Origin of the sequence: Streptomyces sp. NPDC006450 (assembly GCF_040612195.1) — a bacterium.
In the GTDB taxonomy this organism is placed as follows: Bacteria; Actinomycetota; Actinomycetes; order Streptomycetales; family Streptomycetaceae; genus Streptomyces.
The window spans coordinates 1-15,470 of the sequence record NZ_JBEXPT010000002.1 but is presented as its reverse complement, the minus strand read 5'-3'; the positions used below and the strand labels follow the sequence as shown (position 1 = coordinate 15,470).

Annotated in this window: 12 protein-coding genes and 1 tRNA gene; 6 read left to right on the top strand and 7 right to left on the bottom strand. The window is 72.8% G+C overall.

The annotated features are described in order from the left end of the window. Nucleotides 1–5 precede the first annotated feature (5 nt). The 4 genes from ABZY57_RS01070 (at nt 6) to ABZY57_RS01055 (ending at nt 5,923) form a co-directional block, all read left to right on the top strand. On the top strand, nt 6–3,038 hold the full coding sequence (locus tag ABZY57_RS01070; RefSeq protein ID WP_356506854.1) for an adenylate/guanylate cyclase domain-containing protein: 3,033 nt from the start codon (nt 6–8) through the stop codon (nt 3,036–3,038). Continuing rightward, on the top strand, nt 3,029–3,922 hold the full coding sequence (locus tag ABZY57_RS01065; RefSeq protein WP_356506852.1) for a S8 family serine peptidase: 894 nt from the start codon (nt 3,029–3,031) through the stop codon (nt 3,920–3,922). The genes ABZY57_RS01070 and ABZY57_RS01065 overlap by 10 nt, the downstream gene beginning before the upstream one ends. Further along, complete coding sequence (locus ABZY57_RS01060; RefSeq protein WP_356506850.1) at nt 3,919–4,557, top strand: GAF domain-containing protein; 639 nt, start codon at nt 3,919–3,921, stop codon at nt 4,555–4,557. Before ABZY57_RS01065 ends, ABZY57_RS01060 begins: the two co-directional genes overlap by 4 nt. Nucleotides 4,558–4,639: 82 nt before the next feature. Next, complete coding sequence (locus tag ABZY57_RS01055; protein ID WP_356506848.1) at nt 4,640–5,923, top strand: helix-turn-helix domain-containing protein; 1,284 nt, start codon at nt 4,640–4,642, stop codon at nt 5,921–5,923. Between the two features lie 7 nt (nt 5,924–5,930). Here the strand turns inward: ABZY57_RS01055 and ABZY57_RS01050 are convergent, their stop codons facing one another. From ABZY57_RS01050 to ABZY57_RS01030, 5 genes are all read right to left on the bottom strand, one after another. Further along, nucleotides 5,931–7,805, bottom strand: coding sequence for a S9 family peptidase (locus ABZY57_RS01050; protein ID WP_356506846.1), 1,875 nt, complete (start codon nt 7,803–7,805; stop codon nt 5,931–5,933). Further along, entirely contained in the window at nt 7,802–9,247 is a 1,446-nt protein-coding gene (locus ABZY57_RS01045) for an FAD-dependent monooxygenase (protein WP_356506844.1), read from the bottom strand. Before ABZY57_RS01045 ends, ABZY57_RS01050 begins: the two co-directional genes overlap by 4 nt. Beyond that, nucleotides 9,244–9,564, bottom strand: a complete 321-nt coding sequence (locus tag ABZY57_RS01040) for a PqqD family protein (RefSeq protein ID WP_356506842.1) — start codon at nt 9,562–9,564, stop codon at nt 9,244–9,246. Before ABZY57_RS01040 ends, ABZY57_RS01045 begins: the two co-directional genes overlap by 4 nt. Next, nucleotides 9,545–11,044, bottom strand: a complete 1,500-nt coding sequence (gene stsB, locus ABZY57_RS01035; protein ID WP_356506840.1) for a StsB family radical SAM/SPASM domain sactipeptide maturase — start codon at nt 11,042–11,044, stop codon at nt 9,545–9,547. Before stsB ends, ABZY57_RS01040 begins: the two co-directional genes overlap by 20 nt. A gap of 72 nt (nt 11,045–11,116) precedes the next feature. Next, nucleotides 11,117–11,383, bottom strand: a complete 267-nt coding sequence (locus ABZY57_RS01030) for a StsA-related sactipeptide RiPP (protein ID WP_250741964.1) — start codon at nt 11,381–11,383, stop codon at nt 11,117–11,119. 312 nt (nt 11,384–11,695) lie between these two features. On the opposite strand from ABZY57_RS01030, the gene ABZY57_RS01025 reads away from it, so the two are divergent. Beyond that, the gene (locus tag ABZY57_RS01025; protein WP_356506837.1) at nt 11,696–12,487 is read left to right on the top strand and encodes a BTAD domain-containing putative transcriptional regulator; all 792 of its coding nucleotides are present in this window, start codon (nt 11,696–11,698) and stop codon (nt 12,485–12,487) included. A 78-nt stretch (nt 12,488–12,565) separates the two neighbouring features. Here the strand turns inward: ABZY57_RS01025 and ABZY57_RS01020 are convergent, their stop codons facing one another. Beyond that, entirely contained in the window at nt 12,566–14,416 is a 1,851-nt protein-coding gene (locus ABZY57_RS01020; RefSeq protein ID WP_356506835.1) for an ABC transporter ATP-binding protein, read from the bottom strand. Between the two features lie 357 nt (nt 14,417–14,773). After that, nucleotides 14,774–14,847 (bottom strand) — tRNA-Pro (locus tag ABZY57_RS01015). A 119-nt stretch (nt 14,848–14,966) separates the two neighbouring features. On the opposite strand from ABZY57_RS01015, the gene ABZY57_RS01010 reads away from it, so the two are divergent. Further along, a partial coding sequence (locus ABZY57_RS01010) for a DUF309 domain-containing protein (RefSeq protein ID WP_356506833.1) occupies nt 14,967–15,470 on the top strand: 504 nt, incomplete at its 3' end.

Genomic DNA, 15,470 nt, shown 5'->3' with positions numbered 1-15,470 from the left:
CGCGCATGAGCCGAAGACTGGTGGTCGTACTCTTCCTCGATCTGGTCGGGTGGACCCGGCTCGCCGAGCGTGTGGACCCGGAGCCGCTGCAACGGCTGCTCGACGAGTACTACGAGATCTGCTCGGCCGCGGTGGAGGAACACGGCGGGGTCGTCGAGAAGTTCATCGGCGACGCCGTCATGGCGGTCTTCGGGGCCGACACCTCGCAGGAGGACGACGCGACGCGGGCGCTGCGTGCGGCCACGCGGATCCGCGCCGAGGTCCGTGACCTGCGCACGCCCGCCACCGACGCGGCTCCGGTCGAGGTCCATTGCGGGATCGCGGCCGGCGAGGCGCTGGTGACGCGTTCGGCCCGGGCCGGCATCCGGGTCGTCGGCGACGTGGTCAACCTGGCCGCGCGCCTCCAGGCGCTGGCGGTCGCCGGGGAGATCATCGTGAACGAGACGGTGGCGCACCTGGCCCGTCCGCACTACACGATGGTGCCGGTGCCGCCGGTGGCGCTGAAGGGCAAGGCCGAGCCGGTACCGGTCCTGGTGGTCACCGGCGAGGCCGCCGCCGACGGGGCCGACGGCGCCGACGCGGGGTCCCTCATGGTGGACCGCGGCGCCGAACGCCACCGGCTGCGCCGGGTGTACCACCGGGTGGCCCGGGAGCGCCGCGCCCAGCTGGTGACCGTGCTCGGACCGCCGGGCATCGGCAAGACCCGCCTGGTCCGGGAGGCCGTGGACGACCTCGTCGCGGCCGGGGCCAGGCCCGTCGTCGTGTTCGGGAACTGCCAGTCCTACGGAACGGACGGGAACTACGGGGCGCTCGTGGAGATGCTGGACGCGCTGATCCGGCGGGCACCGTCCTGCGCGGAGTTGCTGCGCGGCGACCCCCGGATCGGCGGAGTCCTCGCGGCTCTGCGCGACGCCTCGCTCCCCCGGCGGGCCGGGGCGGTGCCGGGCCCGGGTGTGGAGGAGGTGTCCTGGGCGACCCGCGAACTGCTCGGCGCGGCGGCCCGCGACCCCCTCGTCGTGGTGTGGGACAACCTCGCGTGGGCCGGGCAGTCGCTCCTGCGGCTCATCGGCGAGCTCATGGACGGGCTGCGGGACCTCCCGCTCCTGATGGTCTGCGTGTCCCGACCGGAGCTCACGGGCCGGAAGGGCCCCTGGTCGCGGGAGGGATCCGGGTCGCAGGAGGGCTCCGGGCCGCAGGGGAGCCCCGGGTCGCAGGAGGGCGCCGCGTCGCGGAAGGCGGACGTGATCGAGGTCGGGGCGCTGCTCCCGGCCGACAGCGCACGGCTGGCGTTCTCGCTGGCCGGGCTCGGGAGCGGTGACGAGGTCGAGCTGCACGGGCTCGACCTGGCCGAACAGGTCGACCGGGTCTCGCTGTACAGCGCGGGCAATCCGCTGTACATCCGGCTGATGATGGACTGGCTGAGGAACGGCCGGACCGTGGAAGAGGTGCCCCCGACCATCACGGCCATGGTGGGGGCGATGATCGACCGGCTGCCCGCGCCGGGCCGGCGGCTGCTGGGCGCGGCTTCGGTGATCGGCCCCTCGTTCACCCTGGAGCAGCTCGCGCTGCTGGGTGAGCCGGCGCCGGCCGCGTCGGTCGCGGAGCTCGCGGGGCAGCGGCTGTTCCAGGCCACGGAGGAGGAGGGCGGCTACCGCTTCGTCCAGCAACCGGTGCACGAAGTGGCGTACGGCAGGCTGGAGAAGGAGCAGCGCGTCTCCTGGCACCGGCGGCTGGCCGAGCACGGTTTCAGTCCCGGCTTCCACCTCGAAGCCGCGACCCGGCTCCTCGGGGAGCTGCGCCCGGACGATGCGGAGCTGCCGGAACTGGCCTGGCAGGCGGCCGGGGCCCTGCTGGGCGAGGGCACCGTGGCGCTGCGGCAGCGTGATCTGCCGACGGCGATCGGGCTGCTCGGACGGTCCGTCGTACTGGCGCGGGGCGGGCCGGGCCGGTGCCGGTCGGTCGCGGCCGTCCGCCTCAGCGACGCCCTCATGCTCTCCGGGGACACCCGGGGCGCGCTGGAGGTGGTGGAGGAGGGCGCGTGGCCCGGCACCGGGTCCGGTCCCGCCCTGGTGCGGGCGCAGCGGCTTCTGCTGGCCGCCCGGCTCGGCAAGGTCACCGCGGCCGACGTGGAGGCGCTGCGGGCCGCGCTCGACGGCGAGGAGCCCGACCGGCCCGACCGGTCCGCCCGGTGCCGCTTCGAGCAGGTGCGGATGCTGATCCATCTGGACCACGGCCGGTTCGGGGCGGCCGAGGAAGCGGCGTGCGCGGCGCTCGCCCACGCCCGGGACGTCGGTGACGCGTACGAGGAGGACCGCCTGCTGGTGGCCCTGTGCGAGATCCGGCAGTGGTCGCCGAGCCCGATGGCGCAGAAGCTCGCGGGGTGCGCGGAGCTCCTGGAGCGGTTCGCAGCCGACCGGTTCCTGGCCCTGCCCGCGCTGGCCGCCCGCGCCCGCTGCCTGGCGCTGATCGGGGACCGGGCCGGTGCGCGCACTGCGTTGGCCGAGGCCGAGTCCGTGGTGGGACAGCTCCGGCTGACCCTGGGGCGGGTCCTGGTCGATCAGGTGGCCGCGCTGGCCGCCTCGCTGGAGGGTGAGCACGCGGAGGCCGAGCGGCGCTTCCGCGGGGCGGCGGACGCTCTCGAACAAGCCGGCTACGTACCGGTCGCGCTGACCATGCGGGTGCAGGCGGCCCGCGAGTGCGCCCGCCGTGACCGGACGGACGAGGCGGCCCGCCGGATCGCGGAACTGCTCGCGCGGCGCGCGGAGATGGACGTCCGGGGCCGGATCCTGTGCCTGTCGGCCGCCGTACTGGGCGCCGCCGCGCAGGGCCGCGCCGAGCCGATGCGCGCCGAGGTGATGCGGTTGCTCCGGGACCTCGACGACCCGTGTCTGCGGGGCGAGGTCTGCTTCGACCTGGCCCGGGCCCACCGGTGTCTGGGCGAGGGGGCCGCGGCCGTGGCCATGGCGGCGCTGGCCGTCGACAGCTACGCGGCCGTCGGCGCGGTGAAGCCGCTGGAGGCGGTACGGGCATGGAGGTGAACGGCGCGCCCTGGCGGCGCGAGCGGCGGCCGCACGCGTCGGGGATGCCCGCGTGGAGCATGTCGGCCGGCGGGGACCCCGGCGAACCCCTGCCGACGGCCCTGTTCGAAGGGATCGGCCCGCGCTGGGCCTGGGAGGGCGCGAGCGGCGAGGGCGTACGGGTCTGCGTGCTCGACAGCGGTGTCCAGGCGGCGCATCCGCTGGTCGGCACGGTCGAGCGGGCCTGGCAGGTGGTGAGCGCCGAGGGCCGGGCTCCGCGCGTGGAGGAGTGCGAGCCGCTCGACACCGCCGGGCACGGGACCGCCTGTGCGGGGATCATCCGCTCCATCGCGCCCCGGGTGTCGCTCAGTTCGCTCAAGGTGCTCGGTGACGGGAGGGCCGGGAGCGCCTCCGCGCTGATCGCCGGGCTCGCCTTCGCGATCGAGGAGGGGTTCGACGTGGTCAGCATGAGCCTGTCGACGAGCAGGGTCGAATTCCGTGACCGGCTGAGCGAGTTGTGCGACCGGGCCTACTTCCGCCGGACCGCGGTGGTCGCTGCGGCCCACAACCTGCCGATCGAAAGCTTCCCTTGGAACTTCGCCTCGGTGATCTCGGTCGCCAGCCACGCCGAGCCGGACGGCATGCGCTTCTACTACAACGCCGCGCCCCCGGTCGAGTTCCGCGCGCGGGGGGTGCGCGTACCGGTGGCGAGCCTGGGCGGCGGCACGGTCCGCAACACCGGCAACAGCTTCGCGGCGCCTCACATGGCCGGGATCGCGGCCCTCGTCCTGAGCAAGCATCCGTGGCTCACGCCGTTCCAGCTCAAGAGCGTCCTGTACCACTGCGCCGCGAACGTAACGGTCCCCAGCACGTCGGTCCGAGGAGAAGGAGGCGGAGAAGAATGAAACCCTGGCCACACGATCTGATGGCCACCGAACGTCAGCTCCTGCAGTCTGTCGTCACGGTGGCCCGCTACATCTACGGGGCCGCCGCGTCCTCGGTGTTCATGGTGAGCCCCGACACCGGTGAGCTGATCTTCGCGGCGGTCGCGGGCGAGGGCGAGCAGGGGCTGGTCGGCAGGCGCTTCGAGCCCGGCACCGGCATCGCCGGCTGGGTGGCGGCCAGCGGACAGCCGCTGATCACGGACGACGTCGGAGCGACCGACCGGTTCGCGCGCGATGCCGCGGCCTCCACCGGGTACGTCCCCGCGAGCATCATGGCCGCCCCGCTCATCGCGGACGGGGAGTGCATCGGCGTGATCGAGGTGCTGGACCGCCGCGCCCACGACGCGAACGCCCCCGGCCGGGAGCTCGACGACATCGAACTGCTGGGGCTGCTCGCCACGCAGGCCGCCCTGAGCCTCGCGCTGCTGCGGCGCAGCGAACAGGCCGCGAGGGGGGCGCCGCGCATGGGAGAGCTGGTGGCCCGGTTGTCGGAGCATGCGGTGATGGACGCGTCCGACCCGTTGGCCGTCTCGCTGCTGAGCATCTCGCTGGACCTGCTGGACCGGGGTGCGCACCCCAGTTCGAAGGTGGTCTGACGGCCGACGGAGACGGAGCGCAGACGTGCCGGGGACGCACCCGAGACGCGTACGGAACGGGCCCCTCCTACCCTCCTGGGCTATGGTCCACAGTGCCGAGGCGAAGGCTCCGTCGTTTCCCGAACTGCTCCGCTTCAAGCGCGTGCAGGCCGGGCTCACCCAGCGCACGCTGGCCGACCGGTCCACGATCAGCCCGCGGACGATCCGCGCCCTGGAGTCGGGCCGGGTGAACGCCCGGATGCAGACCGTCCGGCTGCTCGCCGACGCCCTGGAGCTGGACGGCCTGGCGCGGGAGCTCTTCGTCAGCGCGGGCCTGGGCAGCGGCGGGCCCGCTCCGGCCGGAGCCGATCCCTGCCCGGCGGTACCCACGTCCGTCACCGCCCTCCTCGGCCGGGACGTCGAGGTCCGGGCGCTGGTGGGCGCCCTGGAGTCTGATCACCGCCGGCTGGTCTCCCTCTCGGGGCTCGCGGGCGTGGGGAAGTCGCGGGTGGCCGCGGAGACCGCGGCTCGGCTGAGCTCCCGGCGCGGCTGGCCGGTACTGTGGATCGGGGCGGGAGCGGTGGCGCTCGACGGTCACGGCACGGCCTTCGGCCCCCTGCTGAGGTCCTTGCGCCTGCTCGTCGAATCGGGTGCGCAGGACGTGGCCGCGGTCTGCCGCCTCATCGGCCGGCACGAGGTCCTGCTCGTGCTCGACGGGGTCGCCGATGCCCGGGATCCGGTCGGAGTGGAGGAGCTGTTGGCGTACTGCCCCGGGATCCGGGTGGTCAGTACGTCACGGGCGCCGTGGAACGTCGCCGGGATCCACGGGACGGTGCTCGCGCCGCTGGCCGTCCCCGGGCCGGACTGGGAGGCCGCGAGCTCCCTGGACGTCCTGGCCGGCGTACCGTCGGTGCGGCTGCTCGTGGACCGGCTCTCGGAGATCCGGCCGGGATTCGCACTCGGCCGGGCGGACGTGGGGGCGGCGGTGCGGCTGTGCCGGACCCTGGACGGTCTGCCGGCCGCACTGGAGGCGGCGGCCGCGCGGTGCGGGGTACTGAGCCTGCGCCGGCTCGCGGACATGCCCGCGGCCCAGTTGCTCGAACTGCCGGTGGCCGCCCGGCCCGCCGGTGTTCCCGGGACGATCGGCTGCCCGATCCGGTCGGGGGTCGAGCGCCTGGCCCCCGATCCTCGCGCGCTCCTCGGAGAACTGGCCCTCTTCGACCGGCCGTTGACGGCCTGCGAGGCCGCCGAAGCCCTCCAGCGTCCCATGAACCAGGTGGTGGAGGGCTTGAGCGCGCTGACGGGCGGAGGGTTCGTCCGGGCCGTCCACGAGGAGGCGGAGACCCGCCTGCACCTGCCGAACCTGGTGCGGGCGGCCCTTGCCTGATGCGGGTTCAGGCCAGGTGCTCCGCGAGGAACCGCTCGACCGCCGCGTAGTAGGCCTGCCGGTTGGCGGGCCGGGCCAGCCCGTGCCCCTCGTCGGGGAACAGCAGGTATTCGTACGGGAGTTCCTTGGCCTTCAGTGCCGCGACGATCTGCTCGGCCTCCGCCTGGGGCACGCGGACGTCGTTCGCGCCCTGGACGACCAGGACGGGGATGCGGATCTCCTCGACCCGCGACAGCGGAGAGCGTTCCCACAGCATGGCGCGCTCCGTTTCCGGATCCCCCACCTGGGCGTGCATGAAGGCGCGCAGCGCGGTGCGGTACGGCGCGCCGGCCGCCAGCAGGGTCAGCAGGTTCGACGGACCGCAGAGGTCTATCGCGCAGGTGAACACCTCCGGGGTGAAGGCCGCGCCGACCAGGGCGGCGTAACCCCCGTACGAGCAGCCCATGATGGCGATCCGCGCGGGGTCGATCCCGCCGCCCTCGACCAGGTGGCCGACCGCGTCGAGCAGGTCGGTCTGCATCGCGGCGCCCCACTGTTTGGCGCCCAGGTTGCGGAAGTGCTTGCCGTAGCCCGTCGAACCGCGGAAGTTGACCTGGACGCAGGCGTAGCCGCGATTGGCCAGGAGCTGCGCCTCCTCGTCGAACGCGAAGGTGTGGCGGGCCCAGGGCCCGCCGTGCACGTTCACCACCGCGGGCAGGCCCGTGCGCTGCGCGCCGGGAGGCCAGGTGACGTAACCGTGAAGGGTGACGCCGTCGCGCGCGGCGAAGGAGAAGGGCTCCATCCGGGCGAGCGTGTAGGCCTCCAGCTCCCGCTGGTGGCTGAAGAGGTAGCGCAGCGCCCCGTCCTGCCGGTCGTAGACGTAGTAGAGGACGGGGCCGGCTCCGGTCACCACCGAGACCGTCCACAGCCGTTCGGCGCGGTCGGTGCGGTCCACGTAGACCTCGCCGTCGACCGACAGAAGGGCGAGCTCGCCGCGGATCCGGTCGAGGTCCTTGCCGAACTCCTCGTCGAGGAAGACCCACGTGTCGCGGTCCTTCACGAACAGCACGGCTTGCGGCCGGCGGGTCACGGGGTCGAACTCGACCTGTTTGACGTCGTACACCGGATCCTCCGCGAGCAGCGTCCGCCGCCCGGTCGCGAGGTCGACGGCGAACAGGCGGGTGGCGTTGGCCCCGATGGAGGACAGGAGGTGGCAGGTGGATCCGTCGCGCGAGAAGCCGATGACGCGCGTGCCCATCGCGTCCTCGTAGGGCACGTCGAGCCAGGGCGTGGCACCGTCCGGGCCGCCGGCGCCGCCGGGACCGGCCGGTCCGTCCGGCGGGTCGAGGAAGACGGACAGCCCGCCGTCGGGCTTCATCACCGTGCCGCCGCGCACCCGCAGGTCGGTGTCGACGATCCAGCTCAGGTACCCGGGGTTCTCCGCGACCTTGGTGAGCCGGTCCGTCACGAGATCGAGGGCGTAGACGTCGTGCAGCCCCGGCCGGTCCTTGTTCAGCCCGATCAGCACGGTCGTCGGGTGCCACCGGTTGTGCGCCAGCACCCGTGCCTGGACACCGTCGAAGGGGGTGGCGCAGCGCTCCCGGCCGGTGACCAGGTCGACGAGGTGGACCCGCCAGCTCTCGTCGCCGTCCCGGTCCCGCAGGTAGAAGAGGGTCCGGTCGTCGTGGCAGAGGCCGTACGTCCGGATGCCGCGGCCCCGGTCGTGCGTGACGGGCTTCGCCTCCCCGGGCCGGTCCACCGGCGCCGTCCATACGTTCAGCACGCCGTCGTCCGGGGCCAGGTACACGAGCCGGGTGCCGTCCGGGGAGATCTCCGGTACGAGGTACGACGGGTTGCCGAACAGGACGGAGTGCGGGATCAGCGGTACGGCTCGTGCGGTCACGGTTCCCTTCCCGGGGTGGGTTGTGGGACGCCGCGCTGCGAGAACCACCAGTCGCGGAGCCCGGGGAACTGCGCGACGGCCTCGTCGGTGTCCAGAGGCGGGGCCGCGCAGGGCCCGGCGGAGGGCACCGCGGAACCGGCCGGGGACGGGACCAGCGTCTGGGCGCGGAACAGCCGGGTCATCAACGCCGGGCTGCTGAGCACCGCTTGGGACACCCTGGCCCTCATCCGCTGCCCGGCGGCGGACACGGGACGCCCGGCGGATCCGGAGCCGGAGCCGAGCCCGGAGCCGGAGGCGGAGACGGGGCTCTCCGCGGCGGCCCGTACCCGGTCCTGTTCGGTCGCCATCCGCCAGGACTCCGAGGCCACTTCCGCCACCGCAACCTGGACCGCGGGCAGCACGCGGGGCCCGGCGCCGCGCTCCGTCAGCTCCCGGTCCAGCCGCAGGGCGCCGAGCAGCGCGACCGACATCCCGTGGGAGTAGACGGGGTTCACCGCCGTCAGCGCGTCGCCGACCACGAGGAAGCCTTCGGGCAGGGGCAGCCGCTCGAAGAACCTCCTGCGGTTCGCGGTGGCGCGGAACGGCCGTACGCCGCCGAGGGGTTCGGCTGCGGCCAGCAGTTCCGCCGCGATCGGCGAGCGCAGCGAGCGTACGCAGTCGGTGAAGCCCGGCTCGTCCACCGGCGGCCGGGCGGCGCGGGTGCCGGTGAGGGTGAAGATCCACCGGCCGTCCTCGATGGGGAACAGCGTGGCTCCGTACCCGGGACGGCCGCTCGAAGGCCGCGGGTGCACCATGATCGCCGGGAGGTCGGCGGCGAGGCCGGGCGGTGCCCGGTAGATCCGGGTGGAATACGCCAGCCCCGGGTCGACCACCTCCTCCTCGACCTCGGGTCCGCCGATCGCGGTCAGCCATCGTCCGGCCCGCGAACGCCGGCCCGTCGCGTCGACCACGAGGTCGGCGCGGAGGGTCTCGCCCGAGCCGTCCTCGCCCGCGACCAGGACACCCCTCACGCGCGACGCGTCCCCCGCGAGTCCCAGGACCCGGGTGCGCTCCCGCACCGTGACCGCTCCGTCGGCCAAGGCCCGCTGCCGGATGACGTGGTCCATCAGCCATCGGCTGCACGAGACCATGAAGGCTCCGGTCTCGTGGCGGCGGAACCAGCCGTCCGCGCTCAGGATCAGCGCCCCGTCCGGGAGGCCCCGGCGGTGCGCGCCCCGGGCGAGGAGCGCGTCCAGCGTTCCCGGGAGCAACGTGTCCAGCGCCTCGGCGCCGGCGGTCACCAGCACGTGGCTGTGGAACGCCTGCGGCAGCCCCGGCCGGACCCCGGGGCCGGCCGGGTACCGGCCGCCCTCGACGACGGTGACCTCGTCGACGTGCCGGGAGAGCACCTTGGCCACCAGCACGCCCGCGAAGCCCCCGCCGAGGACGACGGCCCTGGTCATGACCGCGCGGCCGGCTCGCTCCGCGTCCGGTCTTCCGCCCCGGTCTCCGTCTCCTGAAGGAGATCGGCCTCGACCATGGAGCTGATGAAGGAGTCCACTTCCTCGCGGATGCGGGCCGCCATCACCGGGTGGTGCCCGGCGAACAGCAGGGACAGGTTCCTGATGACCGTCTCCCGGTCCCCGTCGCTCTCCACGAGCGCCCAGATCTGGGCGGCCGTCGCGTTCAGGGTGCGGAAGTCGCCGGACTCGCTGTGGTAGAGCGAGATGCCGTCCGGGGTCTCCTGCCAGATCACCGCGTCACTGATGTGCAGGGACATCTCCCAGCCTCCTGTTCACCGGCATGATCGGAATCAGTTCTCCCACCTTGATCGCGGGCACGGGCGCCGGCGGGCGGACGTAGGTCTTCCACTGGTCGTGGGCCTCGTGCACCTCCCCGGTGGCGACCAGCCGCGGGACCGTCATCTCCAGGCCGTTCACAGCGAGTTCGGCGCGGGTCACCCCGGTCTCCTGCCACAGTTGCGTGGTGACTCCGTGCCGCAGGATCCGGCACAGGTGACGGCTGTTGCGCCGCAGGTCCCCGGACTCCGACATGTGCGCGGCCCGGCAGCCGCCGCCGCAGTTCGCCTTGATGTAGCACTTCTCGCAGTCGGCGTGGAACTCTCCGCCGTACACCGTGCTCTTGCGCATCGAGGTCAGGACCGGGCTCGCGAAGATCTCCGACAGCCGCTGCTTCCTGATGTTCCCGGCGAACTCCCCCTTGCCCGTGATGAGTTTGCACGGGTAGACGTCCCCGAGGGAGTTGACGTAGATCTCGTTCCCGCCCATGCCGCAGTTGCCCTTGACGGAGCACGCGGTGACCGGCCTCGGCCCGTCCGGCTTGAGCTTGCCGGCGACCGGCGAGGTCCAGACGAGCTGCTGCACCTTCAGGTGGTCCTGCCAGCCGAAGTCGTACTCGTCACCGACGCCGCGGCCCAGGTCGTTGTGGTTCATCAGGCGGACGCTGTGGATCTCGATCCCGTCGAGGAACGAGGCGAAGTCCTCGAGCTCGTGGACGTTGTCCGAGGTGACGATGTGGTTGATGGCCGGCGCCACCCCGGCCTCGTTGAGGAGCTGGATCGCCCGGTGGGTCTTGGCGAAGGCGCCCTTGCCGCGGGTGCGGTCGTGGGTCTCGGCCGTACCCCCGTCGAGGCTCACGGTGACGGCGTCGAAGAGCTCGGCGAACCGCTTGGCCTTCGCCTCGGTGCGGATCATCGTCGCGTTGGTGATGACGTTGGCCTTCAGGCCGCTGTTCTTGGCGTGCTCCACGACCTGGAACAGGTCCTTGCGGAGCATCGGCTCGCCGCCGGTGAAGATGATGGTCCCGGCGCCGAAGTCGGCGATCTGCGAGACCAGGTCCAGGGACTCGGCGGTGTCGAGCTCGCCCGGAAGGCACTTCTCGGAGGAGGCGTAGCAGTAGGGACAGCGCAGGTTGCAGCCGTCGGTGATGGCGTAGTACGCGACGCCCAGGGGCGGTTCGCCCAGCCTGACCTTGGGTTTGTTGCCGTTGAAGTACACGATCCAGTTCAGGATGAGCTTGGCGAGGACGCGCTCCGTCTCGTCGCTGGGCTCCAGCCCCGGCTGCTCCCCGCGGGCCCGGGCGGATGCCAGGGCTTCGAGGACCCGGAACTCACGTCCGGAGAGGACGCACCGGGCGGCCACCTCCGGGTTGACCACGAGGTGGTCCTCGCCGTGCACGAAGTACGTCAGGTCGCCCGGCACCTCGAACAACGACAGGTTCCGAACCAGCTTTCCGCGCATCCCGCCTCCTCTCTCTGGGCTGGCACAGGCGCGGCCCGACGCGAGTGGCCGCCGGACCCCGCCTGTGAACGGTCAGTTCTCGGCCTGGCCCGATCCCGACCAGAGGCCGCAGGCACACAGCATCGCGGCGTCGAAGCCCTCCTTCGTGGCCTCGGGGGAGGTCCAGTCCTGGGAGTGCGCCACCACGTCGGGCAGGATCGCCGCGAGGCGGGTCTTCGTCGAGATGAGGACCTTGGTCTCCTCCGGGGTCAGGCTGGCGTAGAACTCTTCGAGAGCGGGCGCCATCGTGCCGCCGATGACACCGGCCGCACGCAGGGACTCCAGGGCGTTGAAGGTCATGCTTCCACCTTTCGCTGTCGCGTTCGATCGGGGACGCAACCGAGACTGCGCGCGGCGGACCCGTGAAACAACCCCACGAATGTGGGTTGTGCCGGAGCGACGAAGGGGACATACGCAACGCGGGCGGGGCGTCTTGCGACGCCGGGTCGGGACGGCCGGAACGCGCCGCGCACGGGTGTTGACGATCTCCAGGCCTTGCCTCACGCTCATACCACAGCCGTTGTGAAGCTCATGTGAAGCGACGTGGAAATCGGGATCAATGGAGCGCCCCACCCGGCGGCCGGCGGCCCGTCGGACGACCCGAGAGGTGCGATGAATCCCACCGGCTTAGGCATCGTGCACATATCGCTGCTGCCAGGCTTCGTCTGCCGCACCGACCAGCGGGTCACCGATCTCAGCGACATCCAGCAACGGCTCGTCGCGGCCCTGGTGCTGAGCGACCGCCCGCTCCGGCGCGGCGATCTGGCCGCCCGACTGTGGCCCGATGCCCCGCCGGAGCGGGCGGGGGCCCGGTTGCGCCAGACCGTGTGGCGGTTAAATCAGGCCACGGCCGGGGGGCTGTTGCGGGCTTCGCACACCACCATCACCCTCACCGATCACGTCGAGGTGGACTACCGGGCCGCGGCCCGGCTGGTAGCGGCGGTGTCCGGGGCCGTCGGGGCGGCCGGGACGGCGGGTGCGGCGGCCGGGCCAGTCGGGGCGGCGGCCGCCGAGGACCGGCTGCCGCAGGCGTGGAGCCTCCTGCGGCACCCTCTGCTGAACGACTGGGACGACGACTGGCTCGTCCCGTTCCAGGAGAAGTGGAGGCTCCAGCGCGTGCAGACCCTGGAGCGCCTCGCCGAGAGGCTCCTCCAGCGCCGGCAGCACTCCGCGGTGCTCGAACTGGCCGACGCCGCCACCCAGGCCGACCCGCTGCGGGAGGGGCCCCGGCGGATAGCCGTGCAATCGTGCCTGTTCGTCGGCGAGGTCGCCGACGCGCACCGCCGCTACCGCGGCTATCAGGAGTTGCTGTCCGCGGAACTGGGCGTGGCGCCGAGCGGGGCCATCCCGCAGCTCCTCAGACAGGACCGCGAGCGGCAGCTCGCCCTCGCTGCGGAGTTCTGACCGGGCGCCCGTGCCGTCGCACCGCCGCCGCCACCACGGCAGCAGCCGCTGCTACGACGGCACCCGCCCCTCCCCCGGTCAGCGCAGGTCGGCCCGCGCGGCGGTGTCGTCGATGAAACCGCCCGACTGGTGCTGCCACAGCTTGGCGTACGCACCGTCCGCGTCGAGCAGTTGGTGGTGCGTGCCCTGCTCGACGATCTGTCCGTGGTCGAGGACGACGAGCTGGTCCATCGTGGCGACCGTGCTCAGCCGGTGCGCGACCACGAGCGCCGTCCGTCCGTCCATCAACCGCCACAGCGCGTCCTGGACCAGGATCTCGCTCTCGGAGTCCAGGGCGCTGGTCGCCTCGTCGAGGAGCAGGATCGGTGCGTCGCGAAGGATCGCCCGGGCGAGGGCGACCCGCTGGCGCTGCCCGCCGGACAGCTTCACCCCGCGCTCGCCCACCATGGTGTCGAAGCCGTCCGCCAGCCCGTCGGCGAACTCGGTGACGTGCGCCGCCTCGGCCGCGCGGCGGATCTCCGCGTCGGTGGCGTCCGGGCGGGCGAAGGCGATGTTGTCGCGCAGCGTGCGGTGGAACATCGCCGGGTCCTGGGGGACGTAGGCGATCAGGCTGCGCAGGTCGGCCTGGCTCAGCCGGCTGATGTCCTGGCCGCCGATCAGGATCCGGCCCGCGTCGATGTCCGTCATCCGCAGCAGCAGCCGGGTGAGCGTGGTCTTGCCCCCGCCGGACCGGCCGACGAGACCGAGCTTCGACCCGCCGGGCACGACCAGGTCCAGGCCGTCGAAGAGGGGCTGCCCGCCCTCGTGGCCGAAGGTCACCCGCTCGAACCGCACATCGGCCGTGGGCGGGCGCCGCAGCGGTTCCGGATCCACCGGGTCGAGGACGGTCGGCGGCGTCAGCAACAGTTCGGTGAACTGCGCGGCCTCCGTCATCGAGCTCTCCAGGCGGCGGTAGATCTGGTTGAACTCGAACATGATCCGCGTCGCGCCGGCGTAGTAGGTGAAGGCGACGATGACCGCCTCCACCCCGTGCGCTCCCCCGCCGAGCACGATGGCGAGCATCAGCCCCAGCACGTTGGTCGCCACGGACAGGGGCGCGACCAGCGTGTCGATGCGCAGGTTGCCGTAGTCCCACGAGCGCAGGGTGAGCTTCCTCGACTCCGCGACCCGGGTGCGGTGTTCGGCGGCCTCGCGCGATTCGGCGGCGAACGCCCGGACGGTGTCCATGTTCATCAGGCTGTCCGCCACGTGGCCGGACACCCGGGCGATCGCCTCCTCCCGCCGGGCGACGAGCACTTGGCGGCGGCGGATCAGGGGCGCCACGCCCAGGCCCGTGATCGTGATCATCGTCAGCAGACCGACGACGAGCAGCGGGTCGTACTGCCACAGGACGACCGAGGCGAACAGCAGGGGAACGAAGCTGCCCATGACCGAGAAGGTCAGCGTGTCGACGAACTCCTCGAAGCGGGAGGCGAAGCTCAGGATCCGCTTCGTCAGCGATCCGGCGAAGTTGTCGTGGAAGAACGCCGCGTCCTTGGCGAACAGTTCGTCCATGCCGGTGACGTAGAGCTGCTCGATCCCGCGGGCGTCGAGGCGGTTCAGGCAGTGCAGCCCGATGCGCCAGAACGCCTCCGAGAGCAGCAGGACCCCGGCGAAGCCGAGGACGTAGGGCATGGCCCAGCCGAGAGCGCCCCCGGCACCCGCGGCGCCTCCCTCCCCACCCGCGATCCGGCCGACGAGCTTGGCGACGACCAGGGGCGCGATGTAGTGGATGCCGATGTTGCCCAGCGCCGGGAGCAGCATCGCGGGCGCCGTCAGCCATCGCAGGCGGACCAGCTCCCGCCCGTAGTAACGAAGTGCGAGGAGCACCGGACTCCTGCGCGATGGACTCGTGTTCGGTGAACTTCCGTGCGATTCGGGCGATCCCATCCCAACCCTGCCTTCTCGGACCGTCTGGTCGGAAAGCGGAGTGTCCCGCACGGGCGCCCGCACGGTCCAAGGCTTTTCTTCCGCTAGCCCAAAACCGGCCGACCGGGAGCGAAAGCCTCCCGCCTGGCGTGCGCCCCGGCGGTCCTGACGGAGCAGTCCTCCTGACCGGATGAACCCCCCGGAAGGGCCGGGCTCGACACCGGCAGGGGCAGGGGCAGGGGCGATGTGGCCGTCCTCGCCGCGCGCGGGAACTCGACCGAGGGGCGGGTCCCTGTAGCGCCCGCAACGGGCCCCGAACGCACGAAAGGCCGCCTTCTCATTTCTGAGAAGACGACCTCCGACCTGCATAAAGCAAAGTCGGGACGACAGGATTTGAACCTGCGACCCCTTGACCCCCAGTCAAGTGCGCTACCAAGCTGCGCCACGTCCCGATGTGCTTCTGATCTGGGGTTTCCCCCGTCTCGGCGGCACATGCAGAACATTACCCCACAGCGAGGGGTGTCCATGCACCGGTTGCCGGCGGGAGGGGGGAGGAAGAGAGGATGAGGGGGTGAACGCACGGGATCGGGACGGTGAGGGGCGGGCGCGGAACGCGCGGCCCAGGGACGGGCTGGGGCGGCCGCTGCCCTACGGGACGCAGGGGGTGGAGCGGCAGCCGGAGGGGGTGGTGCGGGCGCCCGGGGAGACGGTGCGCGAGGCGCAGCGACTGCTGGACGCCGGGATGCCCTTCCACGCGCACGAGGTGTTCGAGGACGCCTGGAAGTCCGGGCCCGGGGCCGAGGCTCCGCTGTGGCGGGCGCTGGCGCAGTTGGCGGTCGGGCTCACGCACTCCGCGCGCGGGAACTCGGTCGGCGGGGCCCGGCTGCTGCGCCGCGGCGCTTCCGCCCTGGCCGGGCTGTACGCGGCCGGGGGCGAGGCCGCCTCCGAGGCCGGTCCCCCCTACGGGATGGACCTGGGCGGGATGGTGCGCTGGGCGCAGGAGCTGGCGGCACGGGTGGAGGCCGGAGCGGCCGTCGACGCGGCGGCCGAGGCGCCGCGTCTCACCGGCGGGGCC

What these genes read in the sequence shown, in the direction of transcription:
- ABZY57_RS01065 (WP_356506852.1), top strand. Translation starts at nt 3,029, where the DNA reads ATGGAGGTGAACGGCGCGCCCTGGCGGCGCGAGCGGCGGCCGCACGCG.
- ABZY57_RS01055 (WP_356506848.1), top strand. Translation starts at nt 4,640, where the DNA reads ATGGTCCACAGTGCCGAGGCGAAGGCTCCGTCGTTTCCCGAACTGCTC.
- ABZY57_RS01070 (WP_356506854.1), top strand. Translation starts at nt 6, where the DNA reads ATGAGCCGAAGACTGGTGGTCGTACTCTTCCTCGATCTGGTCGGGTGG.
- ABZY57_RS01030 (WP_250741964.1), bottom strand. Translation starts at nt 11,383, where the DNA reads ATGACCTTCAACGCCCTGGAGTCCCTGCGTGCGGCCGGTGTCATCGGC.
- ABZY57_RS01025 (WP_356506837.1), top strand. Translation starts at nt 11,696, where the DNA reads ATGAATCCCACCGGCTTAGGCATCGTGCACATATCGCTGCTGCCAGGC.
- ABZY57_RS01020 (WP_356506835.1), bottom strand. Translation starts at nt 14,416, where the DNA reads ATGGGATCGCCCGAATCGCACGGAAGTTCACCGAACACGAGTCCATCG.
- stsB (WP_356506840.1), bottom strand. Translation starts at nt 11,044, where the DNA reads ATGCGCGGAAAGCTGGTTCGGAACCTGTCGTTGTTCGAGGTGCCGGGC.
- ABZY57_RS01045 (WP_356506844.1), bottom strand. Translation starts at nt 9,247, where the DNA reads ATGACCAGGGCCGTCGTCCTCGGCGGGGGCTTCGCGGGCGTGCTGGTG.
- ABZY57_RS01060 (WP_356506850.1), top strand. Translation starts at nt 3,919, where the DNA reads ATGAAACCCTGGCCACACGATCTGATGGCCACCGAACGTCAGCTCCTG.
- ABZY57_RS01040 (WP_356506842.1), bottom strand. Translation starts at nt 9,564, where the DNA reads ATGTCCCTGCACATCAGTGACGCGGTGATCTGGCAGGAGACCCCGGAC.